The 16,216-nt window shown below is 44.0% G+C and carries 20 protein-coding genes; 8 read left to right on the top strand and 12 right to left on the bottom strand.

The features are described from left to right. Positions 1 to 786, top strand: a complete 786-nt coding sequence (locus WC227_03765) for an alpha/beta hydrolase (protein MFA6963806.1) — start codon at positions 1 to 3, stop codon at positions 784 to 786. Positions 787 to 844: 58 nt separating this feature from the next. Here WC227_03765 and WC227_03760 read toward each other — a convergent pair whose 3' ends face one another. Together WC227_03760 and WC227_03755 are read right to left on the bottom strand one after the other, a co-directional pair. Then, a complete protein-coding gene (locus WC227_03760) occupies positions 845 to 985 on the bottom strand; it encodes a hypothetical protein (GenBank protein MFA6963805.1) in 141 nt (46 codons plus the stop codon). A 48-nt stretch (positions 986 to 1,033) separates the two neighbouring features. Continuing rightward, positions 1,034 to 2,068, bottom strand: coding sequence for a MiaB/RimO family radical SAM methylthiotransferase (locus WC227_03755; GenBank protein MFA6963804.1), 1,035 nt, complete (start codon positions 2,066 to 2,068; stop codon positions 1,034 to 1,036). Between the two features lie 128 nt (positions 2,069 to 2,196). Here WC227_03755 and WC227_03750 point away from each other — a divergent pair, with 128 nt between their 5' ends. After that, a complete protein-coding gene (locus tag WC227_03750; GenBank protein MFA6963803.1) occupies positions 2,197 to 2,772 on the top strand; it encodes a 2'-5' RNA ligase family protein in 576 nt (191 codons plus the stop codon). A gap of 68 nt (positions 2,773 to 2,840) precedes the next feature. Here WC227_03750 and WC227_03745 read toward each other — a convergent pair whose 3' ends face one another. The 4 genes from WC227_03745 to uvrB form a co-directional block, all read right to left on the bottom strand. After that, positions 2,841 to 3,104, bottom strand: a complete 264-nt coding sequence (locus WC227_03745) for a hypothetical protein (protein ID MFA6963802.1) — start codon at positions 3,102 to 3,104, stop codon at positions 2,841 to 2,843. A gap of 131 nt (positions 3,105 to 3,235) precedes the next feature. Next, positions 3,236 to 3,919 (bottom strand): 50S ribosomal protein L25, encoded by a 684-nt coding sequence (locus tag WC227_03740; protein ID MFA6963801.1) that lies wholly within the window; start codon positions 3,917 to 3,919, stop codon positions 3,236 to 3,238. Between the two features lie 3 nt (positions 3,920 to 3,922). Then, entirely contained in the window at positions 3,923 to 4,243 is a 321-nt protein-coding gene (locus tag WC227_03735) for a hypothetical protein (GenBank protein ID MFA6963800.1), read from the bottom strand. Between the two features lie 40 nt (positions 4,244 to 4,283). Next, a complete protein-coding gene (gene uvrB / locus WC227_03730) occupies positions 4,284 to 6,254 on the bottom strand; it encodes an excinuclease ABC subunit UvrB (protein MFA6963799.1) in 1,971 nt (656 codons plus the stop codon). Positions 6,255 to 6,517: 263 nt separating this feature from the next. Here uvrB and WC227_03725 point away from each other — a divergent pair, with 263 nt between their 5' ends. Continuing rightward, a complete protein-coding gene (locus tag WC227_03725; protein ID MFA6963798.1) occupies positions 6,518 to 6,757 on the top strand; it encodes a hypothetical protein in 240 nt (79 codons plus the stop codon). Between the two features lie 87 nt (positions 6,758 to 6,844). Here the strand turns inward: WC227_03725 and trmD are convergent, their stop codons facing one another. The 5 genes from trmD to priA form a co-directional block, all read right to left on the bottom strand. Continuing rightward, a complete protein-coding gene (trmD, locus tag WC227_03720) occupies positions 6,845 to 7,516 on the bottom strand; it encodes a tRNA (guanosine(37)-N1)-methyltransferase TrmD (protein MFA6963797.1) in 672 nt (223 codons plus the stop codon). 102 nt (positions 7,517 to 7,618) lie between these two features. Beyond that, positions 7,619 to 7,969, bottom strand: a complete 351-nt coding sequence (locus tag WC227_03715; protein MFA6963796.1) for a KH domain-containing protein — start codon at positions 7,967 to 7,969, stop codon at positions 7,619 to 7,621. Between the two features lie 68 nt (positions 7,970 to 8,037). Continuing rightward, complete coding sequence (gene rpsP / locus WC227_03710) at positions 8,038 to 8,571, bottom strand: 30S ribosomal protein S16 (GenBank protein ID MFA6963795.1); 534 nt, start codon at positions 8,569 to 8,571, stop codon at positions 8,038 to 8,040. Positions 8,572 to 8,628: 57 nt separating this feature from the next. Further along, a complete protein-coding gene (gene def, locus WC227_03705) occupies positions 8,629 to 9,960 on the bottom strand; it encodes a peptide deformylase (GenBank protein ID MFA6963794.1) in 1,332 nt (443 codons plus the stop codon). 40 nt (positions 9,961 to 10,000) lie between these two features. Continuing rightward, positions 10,001 to 11,968 carry a primosomal protein N' gene (priA, locus tag WC227_03700; GenBank protein MFA6963793.1) on the bottom strand — a complete coding sequence of 656 codons (1,968 nt, stop codon included), beginning with the start codon at positions 11,966 to 11,968 and terminating at the stop codon, positions 10,001 to 10,003. Between the two features lie 189 nt (positions 11,969 to 12,157). On the opposite strand from priA, the gene WC227_03695 reads away from it, so the two are divergent. Next, on the top strand, positions 12,158 to 12,499 hold the full coding sequence (locus WC227_03695) for an RNA-binding protein (GenBank protein MFA6963792.1): 342 nt from the start codon (positions 12,158 to 12,160) through the stop codon (positions 12,497 to 12,499). A gap of 79 nt (positions 12,500 to 12,578) precedes the next feature. After that, positions 12,579 to 13,919 carry a ribosome biogenesis GTPase Der gene (der, locus tag WC227_03690; GenBank protein MFA6963791.1) on the top strand — a complete coding sequence of 447 codons (1,341 nt, stop codon included), beginning with the start codon at positions 12,579 to 12,581 and terminating at the stop codon, positions 13,917 to 13,919. On the opposite strand, the gene lepB is transcribed toward der, so the two are convergent. After that, positions 13,887 to 14,591, bottom strand: coding sequence for a signal peptidase I (lepB, locus tag WC227_03685; protein MFA6963790.1), 705 nt, complete (start codon positions 14,589 to 14,591; stop codon positions 13,887 to 13,889). The two genes, der and lepB, sit on opposite strands and share 33 nt — an antisense overlap. 182 nt (positions 14,592 to 14,773) lie before the next feature. Between lepB and WC227_03680 the strand changes: the two genes are divergently transcribed. Genes WC227_03680 through WC227_03670 form a run of 3 tightly spaced genes read left to right on the top strand, consistent with a single transcriptional unit; the run spans position 14,774 to position 16,216 of the window. Beyond that, positions 14,774 to 15,505 carry a prolipoprotein diacylglyceryl transferase gene (locus WC227_03680; GenBank protein MFA6963789.1) on the top strand — a complete coding sequence of 244 codons (732 nt, stop codon included), beginning with the start codon at positions 14,774 to 14,776 and terminating at the stop codon, positions 15,503 to 15,505. Next, positions 15,502 to 15,843, top strand: a complete 342-nt coding sequence (locus WC227_03675; GenBank protein MFA6963788.1) for a TraR/DksA family transcriptional regulator — start codon at positions 15,502 to 15,504, stop codon at positions 15,841 to 15,843. Before WC227_03680 ends, WC227_03675 begins: the two co-directional genes overlap by 4 nt. Further along, complete coding sequence (locus WC227_03670; GenBank protein ID MFA6963787.1) at positions 15,824 to 16,216, top strand: signal peptidase II; 393 nt, start codon at positions 15,824 to 15,826, stop codon at positions 16,214 to 16,216. The genes WC227_03675 and WC227_03670 overlap by 20 nt, the downstream gene beginning before the upstream one ends.

Raw genomic sequence — 16,216 nt, 5'->3', positions numbered from 1 at the left:
ATGGCAAAGCTATTAGAATTCAAAAACCAAGATGGCGAGTTATTGCGTGGCATCGTCGACGAAGCTAATTCTGACCGAGCCGTTATTTTCCTCCACGGGTTTGAGGGCAGCACAGTTAGGATGAGATTTAAAAATATTGTTGATCGACTGAAGGATCAGGCTGTCTCGTTTCGTTTAGATTTCGCTGGGGCTGGCATTTCGGATGGTGACTTTTCAAAAATAACCGTTGCCAAAATGGTTGGGGAACTAAATTCGGCCATTATGGCGCTCAAATCAAATTGTACCAACATCAAAAATGTTTCTGTTGTGGCTCACAGTCTGGGAGCATGCGTTGCCCTCAAATTTAATCAAGAAAATCCTGATACTCTGGGCAAACTAATTTTACTCGCCCCGGGGCTGAACCAACAAAAACTTCTTCGTTATTTCTTCGTACAATCAGAACTGAAAGATCAGAAAATAGAGTGGTCAAACTATGAACATTATTTGGACGAAGCTGCGTTTCAGAACAACTGTCGACTTGATCATCAAATGAGAAAAGAACACTATCTCGATAGTGGTTATCTATCTGAAAATTCGGAAATGGATTACCAACAATTTCTACAAACCGCCAAGCCAGAAAATATTTTGATCATTCACGGCTTGTCTGATGAAGTCGTCCCCATGGCCAGCAATGACAAAATACCAAGCAATATTCGATTGCTAGAGGTCAGGGACGGCAATCACGATCTTGCGCGACCGGATATGGTTGATCAATATTTGGATGAAGTAATAGAGTTCTTGAAATGATCTAAAAAAGAATAACGCCCCAGTACATAAATGTCTGGGGCGCTAGTTGCGGAGAGGCTTAGCCTCTCCTGAAAAATTTGCTGAAATCTTCAGCAGTGTCTCTGGCAAACTCGCCAAAGACTTTGAGGTCTCCGCCCATAAAATGGGTGAAGGCCAGGAACATGGCCGCGCATGCGACCAATGTGTAAACTAAGCTCATAAGTACCTCCTCCGAGCTTGAATATAATATATTATATCACAAAATAGTCTATAATGCAATAGCTGGCTTTTCGCTCTTTTGGTAGCTTATGTCGTTGAGCACACGCCAGCGGCGTTGTTTCTCGGCCCAAGGGATCGGGTCACCTAGCTCCCAAGCCTTAGTCCCTTCGCGGGGCGAATATTTATTATTGAACGCTTGGGCGAAGCCGACTTGTCTATAAACGTCGACTGTTAGCTCAAAATCTTCCTCCGTTTCGGTCGGGAAACCAATTATTGAATCGGTCGTAATTCTAATCTCTGGAATACGTTTTTTGATTTTACTTACCAAATCGAGATACTGCTCTCGGGTGTACGGACGATTCATACTCTGTAATACTTTGTTACTGCCGGATTGTAGAGGGAGATGAATTTCTTTAGCAATTTTGGGCAGAGTTGCGACCGCCTCGATAATATCGTCAGACATATCTTTGGGGTGATTGCTGGTAAATTTGACTTTAAAATCACCAGGAATCGCGTTTACTTGTTCTAGCAATTTAGCAAAGTCATTTGAATAAGAATTCACGTTTTGTCCAAGCAAAACGATCTCTTTTTCTCCTGCTTCAACAGCGCGGCGAACGTCATTTAATATGTCTTCAACCGATCGTGAAACTTCTCGGCCACGAGTATATGGCACGGCGCAGTATGAGCAAAAATTGTTGCAGCCGGTCATGATGGGAACCAGGCTAGTTTTTAGTTCATAGTTTTTAGTTTGTAATTCATCTGTAGGTTCTAATTTCAAAGCTTCATTCAATTTTGAAAAGTCTTTGCCGTCCCAAAGTATGGCGCCCTTTTCCAGGAATCTTTTCTTGTCGGGTTCGAGGACGCAGCCAGTAACTACGACCTTCTTCTTCTGATCGATAAAATTCCGTGCGAAGCCGAGAGCTCGGTCAACGCCAGTTTTGCGAACAGAACAATTTAACAGGAAAACAATCTCGGCACTTTCTTCTGATGATTCCGTCAGACCAAATTTATTCAAAACAAAAGCGAGACGTGTCTTGTCCCATTCGTTGTACTGACAGCCGAAAACTTTGATATAGAAATTCATATTTAGCGAATATAATAGTAATTAATAATTTGCTATACTAGCAGTGGTTATTATACGCAAATAAATCATTCAAAAACAAGAAGTCGCTAAGTAAACTACCGTATTCAATTAAAAATAGAGATATAATTATGGGCACAGAGCAGAAAAATATTGCAGTTATCGGGCTATTCTCGGAAGAAACAAGCGACCGTCTTCAGGAATTACGCGCTGAAATCGCTGAAAAATTTGATGTGCGCGAAGCATTAAGTTGGCCGCCACATGTGACGTTGCGTCCTGGTCTTATCGTGCCGTCAGATAAGATCGCAGACATGATCTCCCAATTTAAAGAATTTATTTCGCCAATTGGCCCTATCCAAGTTGTCCTGAGCGGTTTCAAATTTTTTGATAATGCTATCGTCGGGGGAACAGCCAAAAATCCTTATGTAGCGACGGTTGATGTGGCGAAGGGAGCCGAGCTATCAGGTATTAATCGAAAGTTACTCCAGTTCAATGCCTTTCCTGCTCAGCAAGCTCGGGCATTTGATCCGCACGTCACTCTTGCCTACAACGATGTTACTGAAGAAAAATTTACCGAAATAAAACGATATTTAGCCGATAGGGATTTTGATGAGAAATCTACGATCGACGCCATCGCACTCTATGAAAATACAGGATTTGGGAATGAACGCATATTATTATCGAAGCTAGAACTGATCTCAAAATAATTAGTCGAGTACTAATAAAATTCGCTCCGCGGAAATTGATTCTACGGAGCGTGTAATTAATTCGGCCATCAGGCCGATTTGTCGAACCATCTTGATTCTGGAGAAGATTCGTGGAAGGTCTCTCCCAGCTCATGACGGGAGAAATACCCGCGTTGGCAGGTGTCGCCCATTTGGACTATGCAGACGTTCCCGCCATAACCGCTGACGAAACCAACAATCTTGCCATAACGGCCGATCTGTCGAGCCTCCTGAAACTCTTCTGGGATTTTTACTCCCTCGAGGAATCCAAGGACTCTGACCCTAACTCTATGTCCAAATTTTAAATCATCCACTTGGTGCCCCCCTAGTTGATCGAGACCGATCACGATCAATATGATGATGGCGATACGTTAACATAATATTTAATCTTTGTCCACCAAAAAATGCCCCTTGCGGAGCATTTTTTGTATTTAGTGCGAAATATTTACTCTTCTTTTTTGTCTTCAGATTTCTCTTCGGCTGCGCCCTCTTCAACGGGAGCGTCCTCGCCCTTGTTCTCAACTTCGATTGCGCTAACATCTTCAACCACTTCTTCGTTCAGGGCCTCAAGCTCTTCTTCGCTTCTTGGCTCCTGGACAAATGCGATCACTTCTTCGACGTCAGAGAGAACTTCGACACCGGCAGGGATATTCAAGTCGGAAATCTTGATATTCTTCTCGAAGTCGTCAAGCACAGCGATATCAACTTCAATTTCAGCAGGAAGGTCGGCTGGCAAACATTCAATTTCGATAGCATCGATTGGATTGATGAGAGAACCTTCAAGATTGATGACAGCATTGGATTCGCCGACAAATTTGAGAGGGACCTCGGCGCGGATTTTCTCTTTCATATTGATCTTAGTGAAATCAATATGCAAAATTTGACCAGTCACGGGGTGCTTCTGAAAGTCGTTAATCAAAGTTTTGAATTTTTGATCTCCGGCGGTCATCTCAATCAAATGAGAAGTACCAGCATGTCGGAAGATGCGCTCAAACTCGAGCTTGTCGATAGCTACAGCAATAGGATCGACGTGTTTACCGTAGACGATAGCTGGAATTTTGTTATTCTTGCGAGTAATGTTTGGTTTCTCGCTTCTGATTTCTACTTTTAGTTTGAATTCTTCTGACATTTTCTATTCCTTATTGTTATCTATTTTTTCGTTAAATATTTCGGCAAATGATCCGTTCCAATCCTTCAGGAATCGGTATGTTTCGATCACGTCGTCTGAGCTGACTTTGCTCTCAACGCCAGTCTTGATCTTGGGCGATTGTTTGCTCAAGGTGACTGTGGCAAGGAGGGGCATGTGGCTCGAACAATTGAGCTCAAGAAAGAGAATTGTGTCGACGATGCCACGAATCTGGATTGAAGCAAAATCGTACTGTTTGCCACACTGAGGGCAACGAACGTTTTTCTGCACCGTGACCAACAATTTATAAAGCTCTTGATGATTCATTGCTTCGTTATAATAGCCAAAATGACGCTCAAAGTCAAGGTTAGCGGATTTGGGCCTCCAAGAAGGTAATTTGGTCGCGAAGCTCTGCTGCACGCTCAAATTCCAGGTTCTTGGCCGCCGCTAGCATTCTTACTTGAATATCGGCCACGACCCTTTTCTTTTCACTTTTTGGCAATCTGGCAAAATCGTGTTCGATTTCTGACAATTCCTTCTCCTCCTCTATCTTCTCTGGGGCGACAGATTTCGAAATGCTGATTGGGGTGATTCCATGGTCCTGATTATATTTTTCCTGAACCTCGCGGCGTGCTGTTGTTTCGGCAATGGCCGCTTTCATCGAATCGGTCTCGACGTCAGCGTACATTATAACTCGGCCGTCAACATGACGGGCGGCGCGGCCCATGGTCTGGATCAGGCTAGTCTTGCTACGGAGAAATCCTTCTTTGTCAGCATCTAGTATGGCGACCAGAGAGACTTCCGGCAGGTCGAGTCCTTCTCTGAGCAAATTGATCCCGATCAGGACATCAAATTTGCCAAGTCGTAATTTGTGTAATATCTCTAGCCTCTCTAGCGTAATAATATCGGAGTGGAGATAGGCGACCTTAATTCCCTTATCCGTTAGATAATCTGAGAGCTCTTCGGCCATTCTCTTGGTTAGCGTCGTGACGAGGACCCTCTGGCCCTTGGCCGTCGTCTTGGCGATCTCAGCCATCAGATCATCAATCTGGCCTTTCGTTTTCCTTATCTCGATAATTGGGTCGAGCAGTCCTGTCGGACGGATGAATTGACGAATAATATTGTCAGCAGTTTTCTCCATCTCGTATTTACCTGGAGTAGCCGAAACATAGATGGCTTGGTCGATTTTCTTGTAGAATTCTGGCCAGCGGAGCGGACGATTGTCATAGGCGGACGGTAGACGAAAGCCGTATTCGACCAATTTATCTTTCCTGGCGCGGTCGCCTTCGAACATTGCGCCGATCTGTGGCACGGTCATGTGGGATTCGTCGATGAAGATCAATTTATCTTCGGGGAAGTAGTCAATTAGGGTGGTGGCTGGCTCTCCCGCTTTGCGACCATCAAAATAACGAGAATAATTCTCAATTCCGGAGCAACTCCCGGTCTGTTCGATCATCTCAATATCAAAATTTGTCCTCTGCTCGATCCTCTCGGCCTCGAGTGGCTTGCCCTCTTTCTTGAATCTGGCAACTTGGATCTCCAAATCATTCTTGATCTGTTCGATCGCTTTTTTCTGCAATTCTGGCGGGGTCAGGAAGTGAGTAGCCGGGAAAACATCAAATTCAGTCAGATCCTTCATTTGTGCGCCAGTGACCCAGTCAACCTCTGAAATTTTCTCGACTGTATCGCCAAAAAACTCAATTCGGATAGAATTATTGGCATAGGCCGGCAGGATCTCCAGGACGTCGCCGCGAAGGCGGTATGTTCCGCGCTTGAGATCAATATCGTTGCGTTCGTAACGCAGAGTATTTAGTTTCTGCAAGAATTCATTGCGATTTATCTTTTGACCGACCTCGAAGCTGAAATTTTCCGATAGATAGAATTCTGGGCTACCAATACCGTAGATGCAGGAAACTGAGGCGACGATGATGACGTCTTTGCGGGTCAGTAGCGCGTGGGTGGCGGCGTGGCGAAGGCGATCGATCTCATCATTGATCGAGGAATCCTTCTCGATATAGGTATCGGAATGGGGAATATAGGCTTCTGGCTGATAATAATCATAGTACGAAACGAAATAATGGACTTCATTTTCTGGGAAGAAGGCGCGAAACTCATCGGCTAGCTGTGCGGCCAGAGTTTTGTTGTGTGCGATCACTAGAGTAGGCTTCTGCACATTTTGGATCACATTGGCCATGGTGAAGGTCTTGCCGCTTCCTGTCACACCCCAAAGGGTCTGATGTTTCACGTCCTTTTTCAGATTTTCGGTCAATGCCAAAATCGCTTCCGGCTGATCGCCGGCAGGTTTCCAATCGGAATGAATTTTAAAAGGATGTTCCATGGCCATATTATTTAGTTGTCATCCTCGGACAGGCGCTAGCCATGATCCGGGGATCCAATCATTTTATTCGATGTTTGTTCGGTACTCTTGACAAAAAGACTAATAAACAGTATAATTGCAAATATTCCAAAAATATTGTGTAGTAATAATACTGCATTTAGTGAGGCTAGTCCAGAGCTAGATATTAGCTTTGCCTAGTCTTTCTAAGGCGATCCCCCAAGGATCAAGTTAGGGAGCATTCTACCCCCAAAGGAGCCAATCAAATGGCAGACAAAAAGAAGAAATTGTTGGCAGGGCTTGACGGTAGTCAGCCAATGTCAGCAGAGACGGCAGTCTCACGGATCGAAGCCTGTGTGCAGGAATTTGGCGTCATTGGCGTTAAAATCCTCAACGACGGAGCAGTCGTCCGCAATTGTCCTGTAGGAACTGGCCATCGAGCAGCGATTACATGGCTTCGTAGAGCACCAGAAAGCGGCAAATATGCCGTCTCAGTCACAACGTAGATAATTTCAGAGGGTCTCCAAGCATGTTACATGCGCGGAGACCCGCCTACCCCTTCATTGGGGATTTTTTGTGCCCAAAAAGTGAATTTATTCAGCTTTTTGACGGTTTTGATCTCGCCATTTGTCGATCTCGCCATGATTGCCGGATTGCAAGACTTCTGGCACTTTCCAACCTTTGTATTCTACTGGCCTAGTGTATTGAGGGTATTCGAGCAGGAAATTGTCTGATTCATCCTTTTGCATGAAGGATTCTTCGTCTGGAGATCCTTCTTTCAGCACCCCTGGTACGAGACGAGAGACAGAATCAACTAGCGCCATGGCTGGGATCTCTCCACCCGTCAGGACGAAGTCTCCGAGCGAGATGTCATCATCAACTAGATTCTCCCGTATACGCTCGTCAAACTCCTCATAATGCCCGCAGAGCAGGATTAGACGGTCATACTGGGCTAAGTCTCTGACGATATCTTGGTTCAATCTTCGCCCTTTTGGCGATAGCAAAATAATTTTCTCTTTTGAGCCTTCAGCTTTGTCACTTTTGACTGCTTCCAGCGCCTTGTCCATTACGTCTATTTTCAAGACCATGCCGGCACCTCCGCCATATGGAGTATCATCGACGGTGCCATGAGCGTCAGTAGCCCAATTTCTTAGATTGTGAAAATTAATTTTGATCAGGTCTTTGTTTTGGGCCTTCTTCAAAATGGACTCCGAGAAGGGGCCGACGAACATTTCAGGGAACAGTGTAATAATGTCAAATTTCATAGTTTATATCGATTAATAATTATTGAAAAAAGAAAATCGCCACATCAAACCATCTTTGGGATGGTAAGAGTTGTGGCGACTCTTATAAAATTCAATTTGTATTTAGGCCAATACGTCGTTTGGAACGTCGTCCAAAGCGCTTTTGGTAGCATCTTCAACGTCGTCTTGATCTTCGCTAGCAGTTTCTGATCTCTCTGGTCTCTCGGATCCTTCTGGCTCAACAATTTTCAAGTTTAGTCTTGAGTTTGATTTAGCGCCGAAAACACGAAGTAAAGTTCTGATAGCTTTGGCAGTTTTGCCCTCTTTGCCAATGATTTTGCCCATGTCTTCAGGATTGACATTGAGTTTGATAAGGACACCTCTTTCGTCGATCGTTCTTTCAGTGCTAACGTCTCCTGGATTTTCGACGATTGATTTGACTAGATCTTCAACAAATTTCTGATCTGCTTCCACATTTTCCTTTCTACACGGGTTTCGGTGTAAAAATATTACTTAATGGCTCTATTGTACGGAAAGTTTGTTTATTTTTCAACAGAATCTTCAGGAGATTCTTCAACAGGAGCTTCGGTTTCAGTAACTGGTTCCTCGGCTGGAGTTTCCTCAACTGGAGTTTCTGGAGCAACTGGCTCTTCAACAACTGGTTCTTCAGCCTTGGATTCTTCGGCTGGGGCTTCTTCTGCAGGAGTTTCGGCAGCTGCTTCTTCGGCACTCTCGGCTGTTACGACTGCTTCTTCGGCTTTAGGAGCTTCTGGCTCCTTGCCCTCGTCCTTTTTCTTGGTGGCTTTGCCGAAAACCTTTTTGATTTTCTTGTCCTTGGACAAAATGCCAAGATCAACCATCAAATTGTTGACGGTGTCAGAAGGCTGAGCGCCCTGGCTCATCCAAAAAAGTGCTCGCTCTTTGTCGATAACAAGCTGTTTTGGTTTGAGAACTGGGTTGTAATTACCCAAGATTTCAATAAATTTGCGCTGAACAGCTTTTTTCTGCTCTGCGACTACGACACGGTAAGCCGGGCTATTCTTTTTGCCGACTCTGGTAAGTCTGATTTTCAACATTTTTTTCCTAAAAAACTTAAATTTCTCTGATTAGAATAACAAAATAAGAGCATTATGTCAACGCGATTCAGAGAATTTGATTTCGGTATGATAACCTCGGACAAAGTCTTCATAACTCATCTCACTTTTGCCCTCTGGTTTGACTCGGTCGATGAAGAAATTATTTTCTTTATCGAAATGTGAAGAGAGAAGCTGGACTCTCTTGCCCTTGACCATAGTGTAGACCTTGGGCCAAGCGTCAAAAGCGCGAATTTTCCTCTCAACCTCTACTGCTGGAGTTGTTTCGGTGACAAGGCCATCCTCCTTCGTGAAAAGGCGGGTATAGCTGATCCGCTTCTCTCCCTGTGGCTCAGGCTTCAAGTCGCCAGCGATATAGTAGGGCAGGGAATTCAGAAGTTGCGTTGCAGCGACTTCGGCCAGGAAGTTCTTCAGAATAGTAGAAGTTTCCGAACCTTGAAGTTTCACAATAGTTTGAGAAACAAGGTCGCCAGCATCCATTTTCTTCGCCGTTAGTATCAGACTTACGCCAGTAGTTTTGACGCCGTCCAGAATCGGTTGCTGGATTGGAGAGGGTCCACGGTATTTAGGAAGTAGTGAAGGATGAATATTGATGATGCCAAACTCTGGAATGTTGAGAATCTCCTCGCTGACGATCTGACCAAAATCAGCCATAATGCCAATTTTTGGCTTAGTCGCTTTGATTTTCTCAATTGTTTCAGGATCCTTGATATTCTTGGTCTTGAGAATTGGGATCTTGTATTTCTTGGCAGTTTCCTCGATTGGGTTGATGTTGTCGGCATGAGTTCTTGAGACGGCAAGATTTTCACCGGTGATGACAAGTTTGATGCGATATTGCGGGTCTGTTGCTAGGGCATTGAGCGCAGGGACGCCGAGCGTGCCAGTGCCGATAAAAATAACGTCAACTTCCTCTAGATGGTCGACCAGAAGGGTGCAATTTAGATGATCGATCTCGTGCTGTAGCACTCGAGCATACAAATTGTCAGCTTCGATCTCGATCGGTTCGCCATATCTATCAAAGCCCTTCACCTTCACCTTTTTCGGTCTTTTCACGATCAACTCCATACCAGGGAAGGAAAGGCAGCCCTCGACCATATTTTTTAGTTCGTCTGACGATTGAACAATTTCGGGGTTGCAAAGGACAGTTAGCGGGACAGCCGGAATCTTGCTCTCTTCATCTCCTGCAAATTCGCAGACCAATAATTTCTTCGAGCTACCGATCTGTGGTGCGGCCAAGCCGATTCCGTTGGCGCCCCTCATCGTCTCGATCATATCGTCTATAGTTTTCTGGAGTTCCATGTCAAAATCAGTCACCGTTTCTGTGGGTGTGCGAAGTATTGGGGATCCATTTTTGAAGATATCTAGTTTCATATTTTTACTTTCGACAAATATATTTTTCTAGTAAGCTAAATTATAACAAATTTACGGCGTCGACGTCCCATACGAGGTGGGGAAAAAGTTTTGCCACTTCGTGCAATCTTTGATCTGGAAGCTTGTCGACTTTGACGATGATGTGAAAGCGAAATTTGTTGTGAAGACGTTCATAGAAACAAGCGCCAGGACCGATGAAGGATAATTTGTTTTTGGCTAATTCCGCCGCCACTTTTCTAATCTTTTCGATTGCTTTTCCGCTGCTTTCGTCCTCAGAAATTATTCTGATCAAATGCTGGAAGGGGGGATAATTATGCTTTTCACGCTCCGCGATCTCATCCTTATAAAAGGTTTGGTAATCATGAAGGCTGGCGTCAATAATCGGCTTGGCTTCGGGCCAGTAGGTCTGGAGTATCGTCTTGCCGGCCACTCCTCTGCGTCCGCTTCTGCCCGAGACCTGAGTCAGGATTTGAAAAGACTTTTCGCTCGCTCGATAATATGGCAGGTGGAGACCGGTATCAGCCGAAACAATCCCGACCAGGTCAACTCCTGGAATATCCAAGCCCTTGGCGATCATCTGCGTACCTATGGCGATATCGATCTCATGATTCTTGAACGAGAGATAAAACTTTTCGTAGTCGGTCTTCGATTTGATCGTTGAGGCGTCTACTCTGGCTACCCTGGCAAGGGGAAACAACTTCCTGATCTCTGTCTCAATTTTCTCAATCCCAGAGCCAAAAAATTTGATCTTTGGGCTGTGGCATTTTGGACAGGTAATCGGGACATCTTGGCGAAAATCACAGTGGTGGCAATTCAACTCACTTTTCTGGCCATAAAGGTGATAGATAAGTGGGATGGAGCAATTTTTGCATATTATCACGTGTCCGCAATCTCGGCAAGAGACGAAGGTGGATGTACCGCGACGATTTAGGAAGAGAAGAATCTGTTTTTTCTTCTCCAAAATATCTTCTATGCTTTGGCGAAGCTTCTCTGAGATCGGGGAGTTGTTGCCAGTCCGGAGTTCATTCCTTAAGTCCACGATCTCTGCTGGAGGCAATTTGGCGGAGTTGTACCGTTCGGTCAATTCGAAAAGATCAAACTGTCCCGTTTTCGCCTTGTGGAACGTTTCAATTTTGGGCGTGGCGCTACCGAGGAGGAGCTGTGCGCCTGTAGCCTCAGCGATTTTCTCGGCCAGTGTGACAGCGTGGTAACGTGGATTTTGATCTTGTTTGAAGGAATCTTCCTGTTCTTCATCGATGATAATAAGCCCGATGTTGGGACAGGGGATTAGCAAAGCAGATCGTGGTCCAACAATAATCGGCTTCTTCCCAGTATAAAAATCAAAATAACAATTGAATTTCTCCGATTTCGAGAGATTGTGGTGCATCAGGGTAATTTGGTCGCCAAAAGTTTTTTGGAAGCGCTCGACAGTTTGGGGAGTCAAAATAATCTCTGGTACCAATACTATGACCTGCTTCCCAAGTTGTAATGTTTCCTCGGCTAATTTAATATAAATTTCTGTTTTCCCCGATCCAGTAATTCCACGGATCAGAGCATGTTTTTTCGCTTTTGAATTCAGGCTTAGTTTCAGTTTTTCAAATATTTCCTGCTGCTCATTTGTTAATTCAATCGGACTTTTGACTTTGGACTTTGAACTTTCAACCTGTGCTCCTGGGCGCGGTTTTTTCATCATCGGCGGGAGGAATAGTTCGATTGCTTCGCCCAAACTACATAAATAGTATGATGATATCCATTTGGCGATTTTTATGTATTTTTCAGTGAAAATGATATTCGGGTCAACTGAAATTAACGATTTTATTTCATACTTAGTATTGTTTGCTCCGTGTTCCGTCGTCCCTTCGACAACGCCTCGAATCTTACGATTACCAAAAGGGATAGAGACGACTGAGCCGATTCGTATCTCTCCCTCTAGCTCCTCGGGAACCAAATAGGAGAAGCTCTCCATCTCTCCACCAACCTTGACCTCTGGTATTACGTTTACAATCATGACATGAGTATAGCAAAGTCGGACGCAAATTCCAGTTTTTAGACTCTAACCCCTATCTTTTTTCCATCATTTGTGCTATGATATGTGCAAGTTTGAAACTACTCGCTTAGGCTCTAATGGGATTTTGGAGAATTAGTCGGCTGAGACCAGACAAACAAGGTCGATTTTTATAAATGAAAGGATCCTATTATGAGAGAAGAAGACAACAAGCTTTTCGTCGGTAATCTTAGTTACAACATCGACGATGCTAAGCTTTTAGATGTTTTTAGTTCACTTCCAGAAGTTGAGGTCGTTGAAGCTCGTGTTGTGATGGACCGTTTTACCGGAAAATCACGTGGCTTTGGTTTCGTTACCCTTGCCAACAAAGAAATGGCCGAAAAGGCTATTGAGCTTACCAACAACACCGAAGTTGACGGTAGAACTATTTTCGTAAGTATTGCTCGTCCACAAACTGAGCGCCCATCTGGCGACCGCAGTGGTGGTAGAGACTCTAGAAACAGTGGCGGAAATCGCTTCGGCGACAGACGCTAATCGTTAACTCGATAAAAGAAAAAATGGTAGTACGTAAGTGCTACCATTTTTTGTATATTTATGTTATAGTCAATCAACAATGGAGAAAGAAAACCAAAAAATTGTAGCGGTGATCGGCCGACCAAACGTTGGCAAATCTACGCTGTTCAATCGTCTATGCGGCAAACGCGTAGCTATTGAAGCTCCGATTCCTGGCACGACCAGGGACCGTCTTTATGGTGAGGTCAACTGGCAGGGCGAAGAATTCACCCTCATCGACGTAGCTGGTATCGAATCAGGGACCAAGAAGGAGATTGATCTCTCAATCCAAGATGGCGTCGATACTGCTATCGAAAGCGCCGATCTCATCCTTTTCATCGTCGACTGGAACGAGCCAGACAATCAGAAGGACAAGGAAGTCGCTCGCAGACTGAAGAAAAGCGGCAAGAAGGTGCTTCTGGTCGTCAACAAAGTTGATAATGTTTCTCGTCTCGAATCAATTGATCTATTCAAGCGCCTCGGCTTTCAGAATCCTATTCCTGTCTCCGCTATTTCTGGCAAAAGCTCCGGTGATCTTCTCGATGTTATTGCCAAAGAGTTGAAAGACGATGAGACAGTACCAGCCAAAGTTCATACTAATTATGATATTAGCCTCGCTATAATCGGGCGACCAAATGTAGGCAAATCTACTCTGCTCAACACTATTATTGGCGAAAAAAGAGCGGTTGTTTCGGCAGAAGCCGGGACTACTCGCGACAGTGTCAATGTCAGCTTTTTTCACAAAGGCAAGAATATTCAAATTTCTGATACCGCTGGTATCCGTAGACCTGGCAAGGTTGGCCATGACACGATCGAATCTTTTAGCGTCATTCGCGCCGAGAGAGCACTCAAGAATTGTGATGTTGCCATACTGGTCATCGATGCTAGCGAGGGATTAGTCGCTCTGGACGCCAACATTCTTGGCAACGCCAAAGAGTGGGGCAAGGGCATTATCTTGGCAGTAAACAAGATTGACTTGATCCCAGGAGACCAGCAAGAATATATGGCCAAGACGATCTGGATTCTCCAGCGAAAACTCAATTTTGCGCCATGGCTTCCAATAGTCTTTATCTCTGCTCAAGATGAGGTCAATATCAACTCGCTCCTAACTCAGGTCGTAGCAGTGGCCGAGAACAGAAATACCATAGTCCCACAGGAGTTATTGGATGAGATCATCGAACTTTCCAAGCAATCCAATCCTCAGCTTCAAGATATCCAGAAACTCAATCAGAAAAGAAGCACTCCTCCTCAATTTGAAATCGTGGTTTCAGCCAAGAAAGTCCCTCATTACACTCAAGTTCGTTATCTAGAAAATCGCATCAGAGACGTCGTCCCGATGAATGGAGTTCCGATCTATATTGATACTCATTTACTTGGTAGAGTTCGAAGCAAGAAGCGATAATCGATTTGAAATATACGATATACTCGTCTTGTAGGTGATTCTTTCATGAATTTTGATGCGATCTAGCGGCATCAGGGTGAGCCAGGCTCTGCCGGTAATTAGAGTTTTTGGTAATACGCCCCACTCACGAGAGTCAGAAGAATGTTCTCTATTGTCGCCCATGACGAAATACTCTTTTTCTTGCAAGGTCTTCTCAAAGGCAGATTTGCTGTCGCCGTTGTCGTAAGTTTTGGTCTTAAAATCAGCAGGAATATAGTCCTCAGTCAGCACCATTCCGCTCGGATTTGTAGAATTTACGATTGTAATTTTGTTGTTCGCGATTCTAACCGTCTCACCAGGCAGCCCGATCACTCTCTTGATGTAGCTGACGCTAGGGTTGCGAGGATAGCGGAAGACGATCACATCGCCACGCCTTGGCTCTCCAGTCATATAAGATAATTTTTCGGTCAGGATATACTCTTTGTGATGATAATTTGGCATCATCGACTGGCCATCAACAAGGAAAGGCTGGATTACGAAATAGCGGAGCAAGAAGGCCACCACGAAAACGACGACTCCGGTTTTGACCAGGTCAATCACTAGGTCCAAGATATCTTTTTTTGGATTGACCTCGGTGCTTAAGTCATTCAAGATCTCGGAGTTCAACTCTTTTTTTAGTTCCTCATTTGTCATTTTTGATATTTAGATTCTATCAAGACTTGACATAGCGGGTCAACAGCAAGATATAATATAGCTACCAAACAATTTATAATTAATAATTGCTAATTTCTAATTTAATTCTAATTTAATAATTTGGTATTAGAACTTAAAAATTGATTAAGAATTAAAGATTAAGAATTAATAATTTTTCTCTTATGTATCCAATATTATTCACAATCGGGCAATTTAGTCTTTATACACATGGCGTGCTGGCTGTTTTGGGCATCCTGATCGGTAGTTTGCTCGTTTATCGACTTGCCAAGTACAAGGGCTACAATACAGAATTTCTTTTTGACAACATCGTCTATTCTGTCTTGGCTGGAATTATTGGCGCTAGGATTACATATTTCGTGCTTTATCACGAACAATTTCAATCGCTCAAAGAAATCTTTTATCTTTGGGACGGCGGCCTTGTCTCCTACGGTGGTTTCATTGTCGGCGGAGCTGTCTTCGCCCTTCTGATCAAGGCCCAAAAGGAAAATATCCTGAAATGGCTCGATATCTATGCAGTTGCTTTTGCCGCTGGCCTTTTCTTCGGCAGGATTGGCAATCTGATGGCGGGGGAGTATTCCGGTATCAGAACTTTTTCAAAATTAAGTCTCAATCATCAGATTCCAGTCCCAGCCTATGAATGTCTGGCCCTAATTTTGATCCTCGTGACTTTATTTGTCACCATGAAAAAGAAGTTCAAGACCGACGGTACACTTTTTTACACCATGATCACCATGTACGGTGGGCTTCGATTCATTATTGATTTTTGGCGAGATGACTCTAAGATTCTGGGCCCAATTTCATTTGGTCAAATCATCAGTTTAGCAATTTTTATTATCGGCGCCATTTATCTTTGGACCAAGATACTCGGCCATAAAATCAGGAGATCGAAATGAAACCAACAGAACAATATATCGAGAAGCAAAAAGAAGCGATGCTAGCCGAAAAAGAGCGTATTGCTGAGCAGATCAAAAAGCTCAAGAAATACCCTGACTACGGTGATATTAGCGATGACAACACCCAGGAATTGACTGATTTCGAGAATAGTATGGCCGTTGATGACCAGCTCGAAGTAGTGTTGAAGAAAATCAACAAAGCGCTCAAATCAATTGATAGCGGCGCATATGGTAAATGTGCCAAGTGCGGAGACGAGATAGAGACAGGAAGACTGAAAATTATGCCTTACGCTGATCTTTGTGTAACATGCCAGAATAATGCCAAAAAAGAACGTTAATTTATTCGTCTCAATACCGTGCTATATCGCGGCGCTTTTGTTGATCGATTTCTCAATATTCAAATTTAACCTCGGAAGCCTCAACAATAGTTTCTATCTCGGCTTTTGGCAGGGACCAATCGCATTTATCTCAGTAATTCTGGTTCTGATATTGGCTGTAGCGCTACTTGTCCGATCAAAGTCGCTACCAGTTTTGCCAAAAATATTGATCTCGGTGGGAGTGGTTACCAATCTGATAGAGCGCGCCATATTCGGTGGAGTGGTCGATTATATCCCGTTTTTCCATCTGACTGTTTTCAATATTGCTGATGTTCTAATTACTATCGGTTTTATGTTCGTACTTCTAATCATTTGGGGCAAGGAAAAAAAGTAA

The organism is Patescibacteria group bacterium (assembly GCA_041671645.1).
Lineage (GTDB): Bacteria > Patescibacteriota > UBA1384 > XYA2-FULL-43-10 > 1-14-0-10-43-13 > JBAZBD01.
This window is presented reverse-complemented; position numbering and strand designations above follow the sequence as displayed.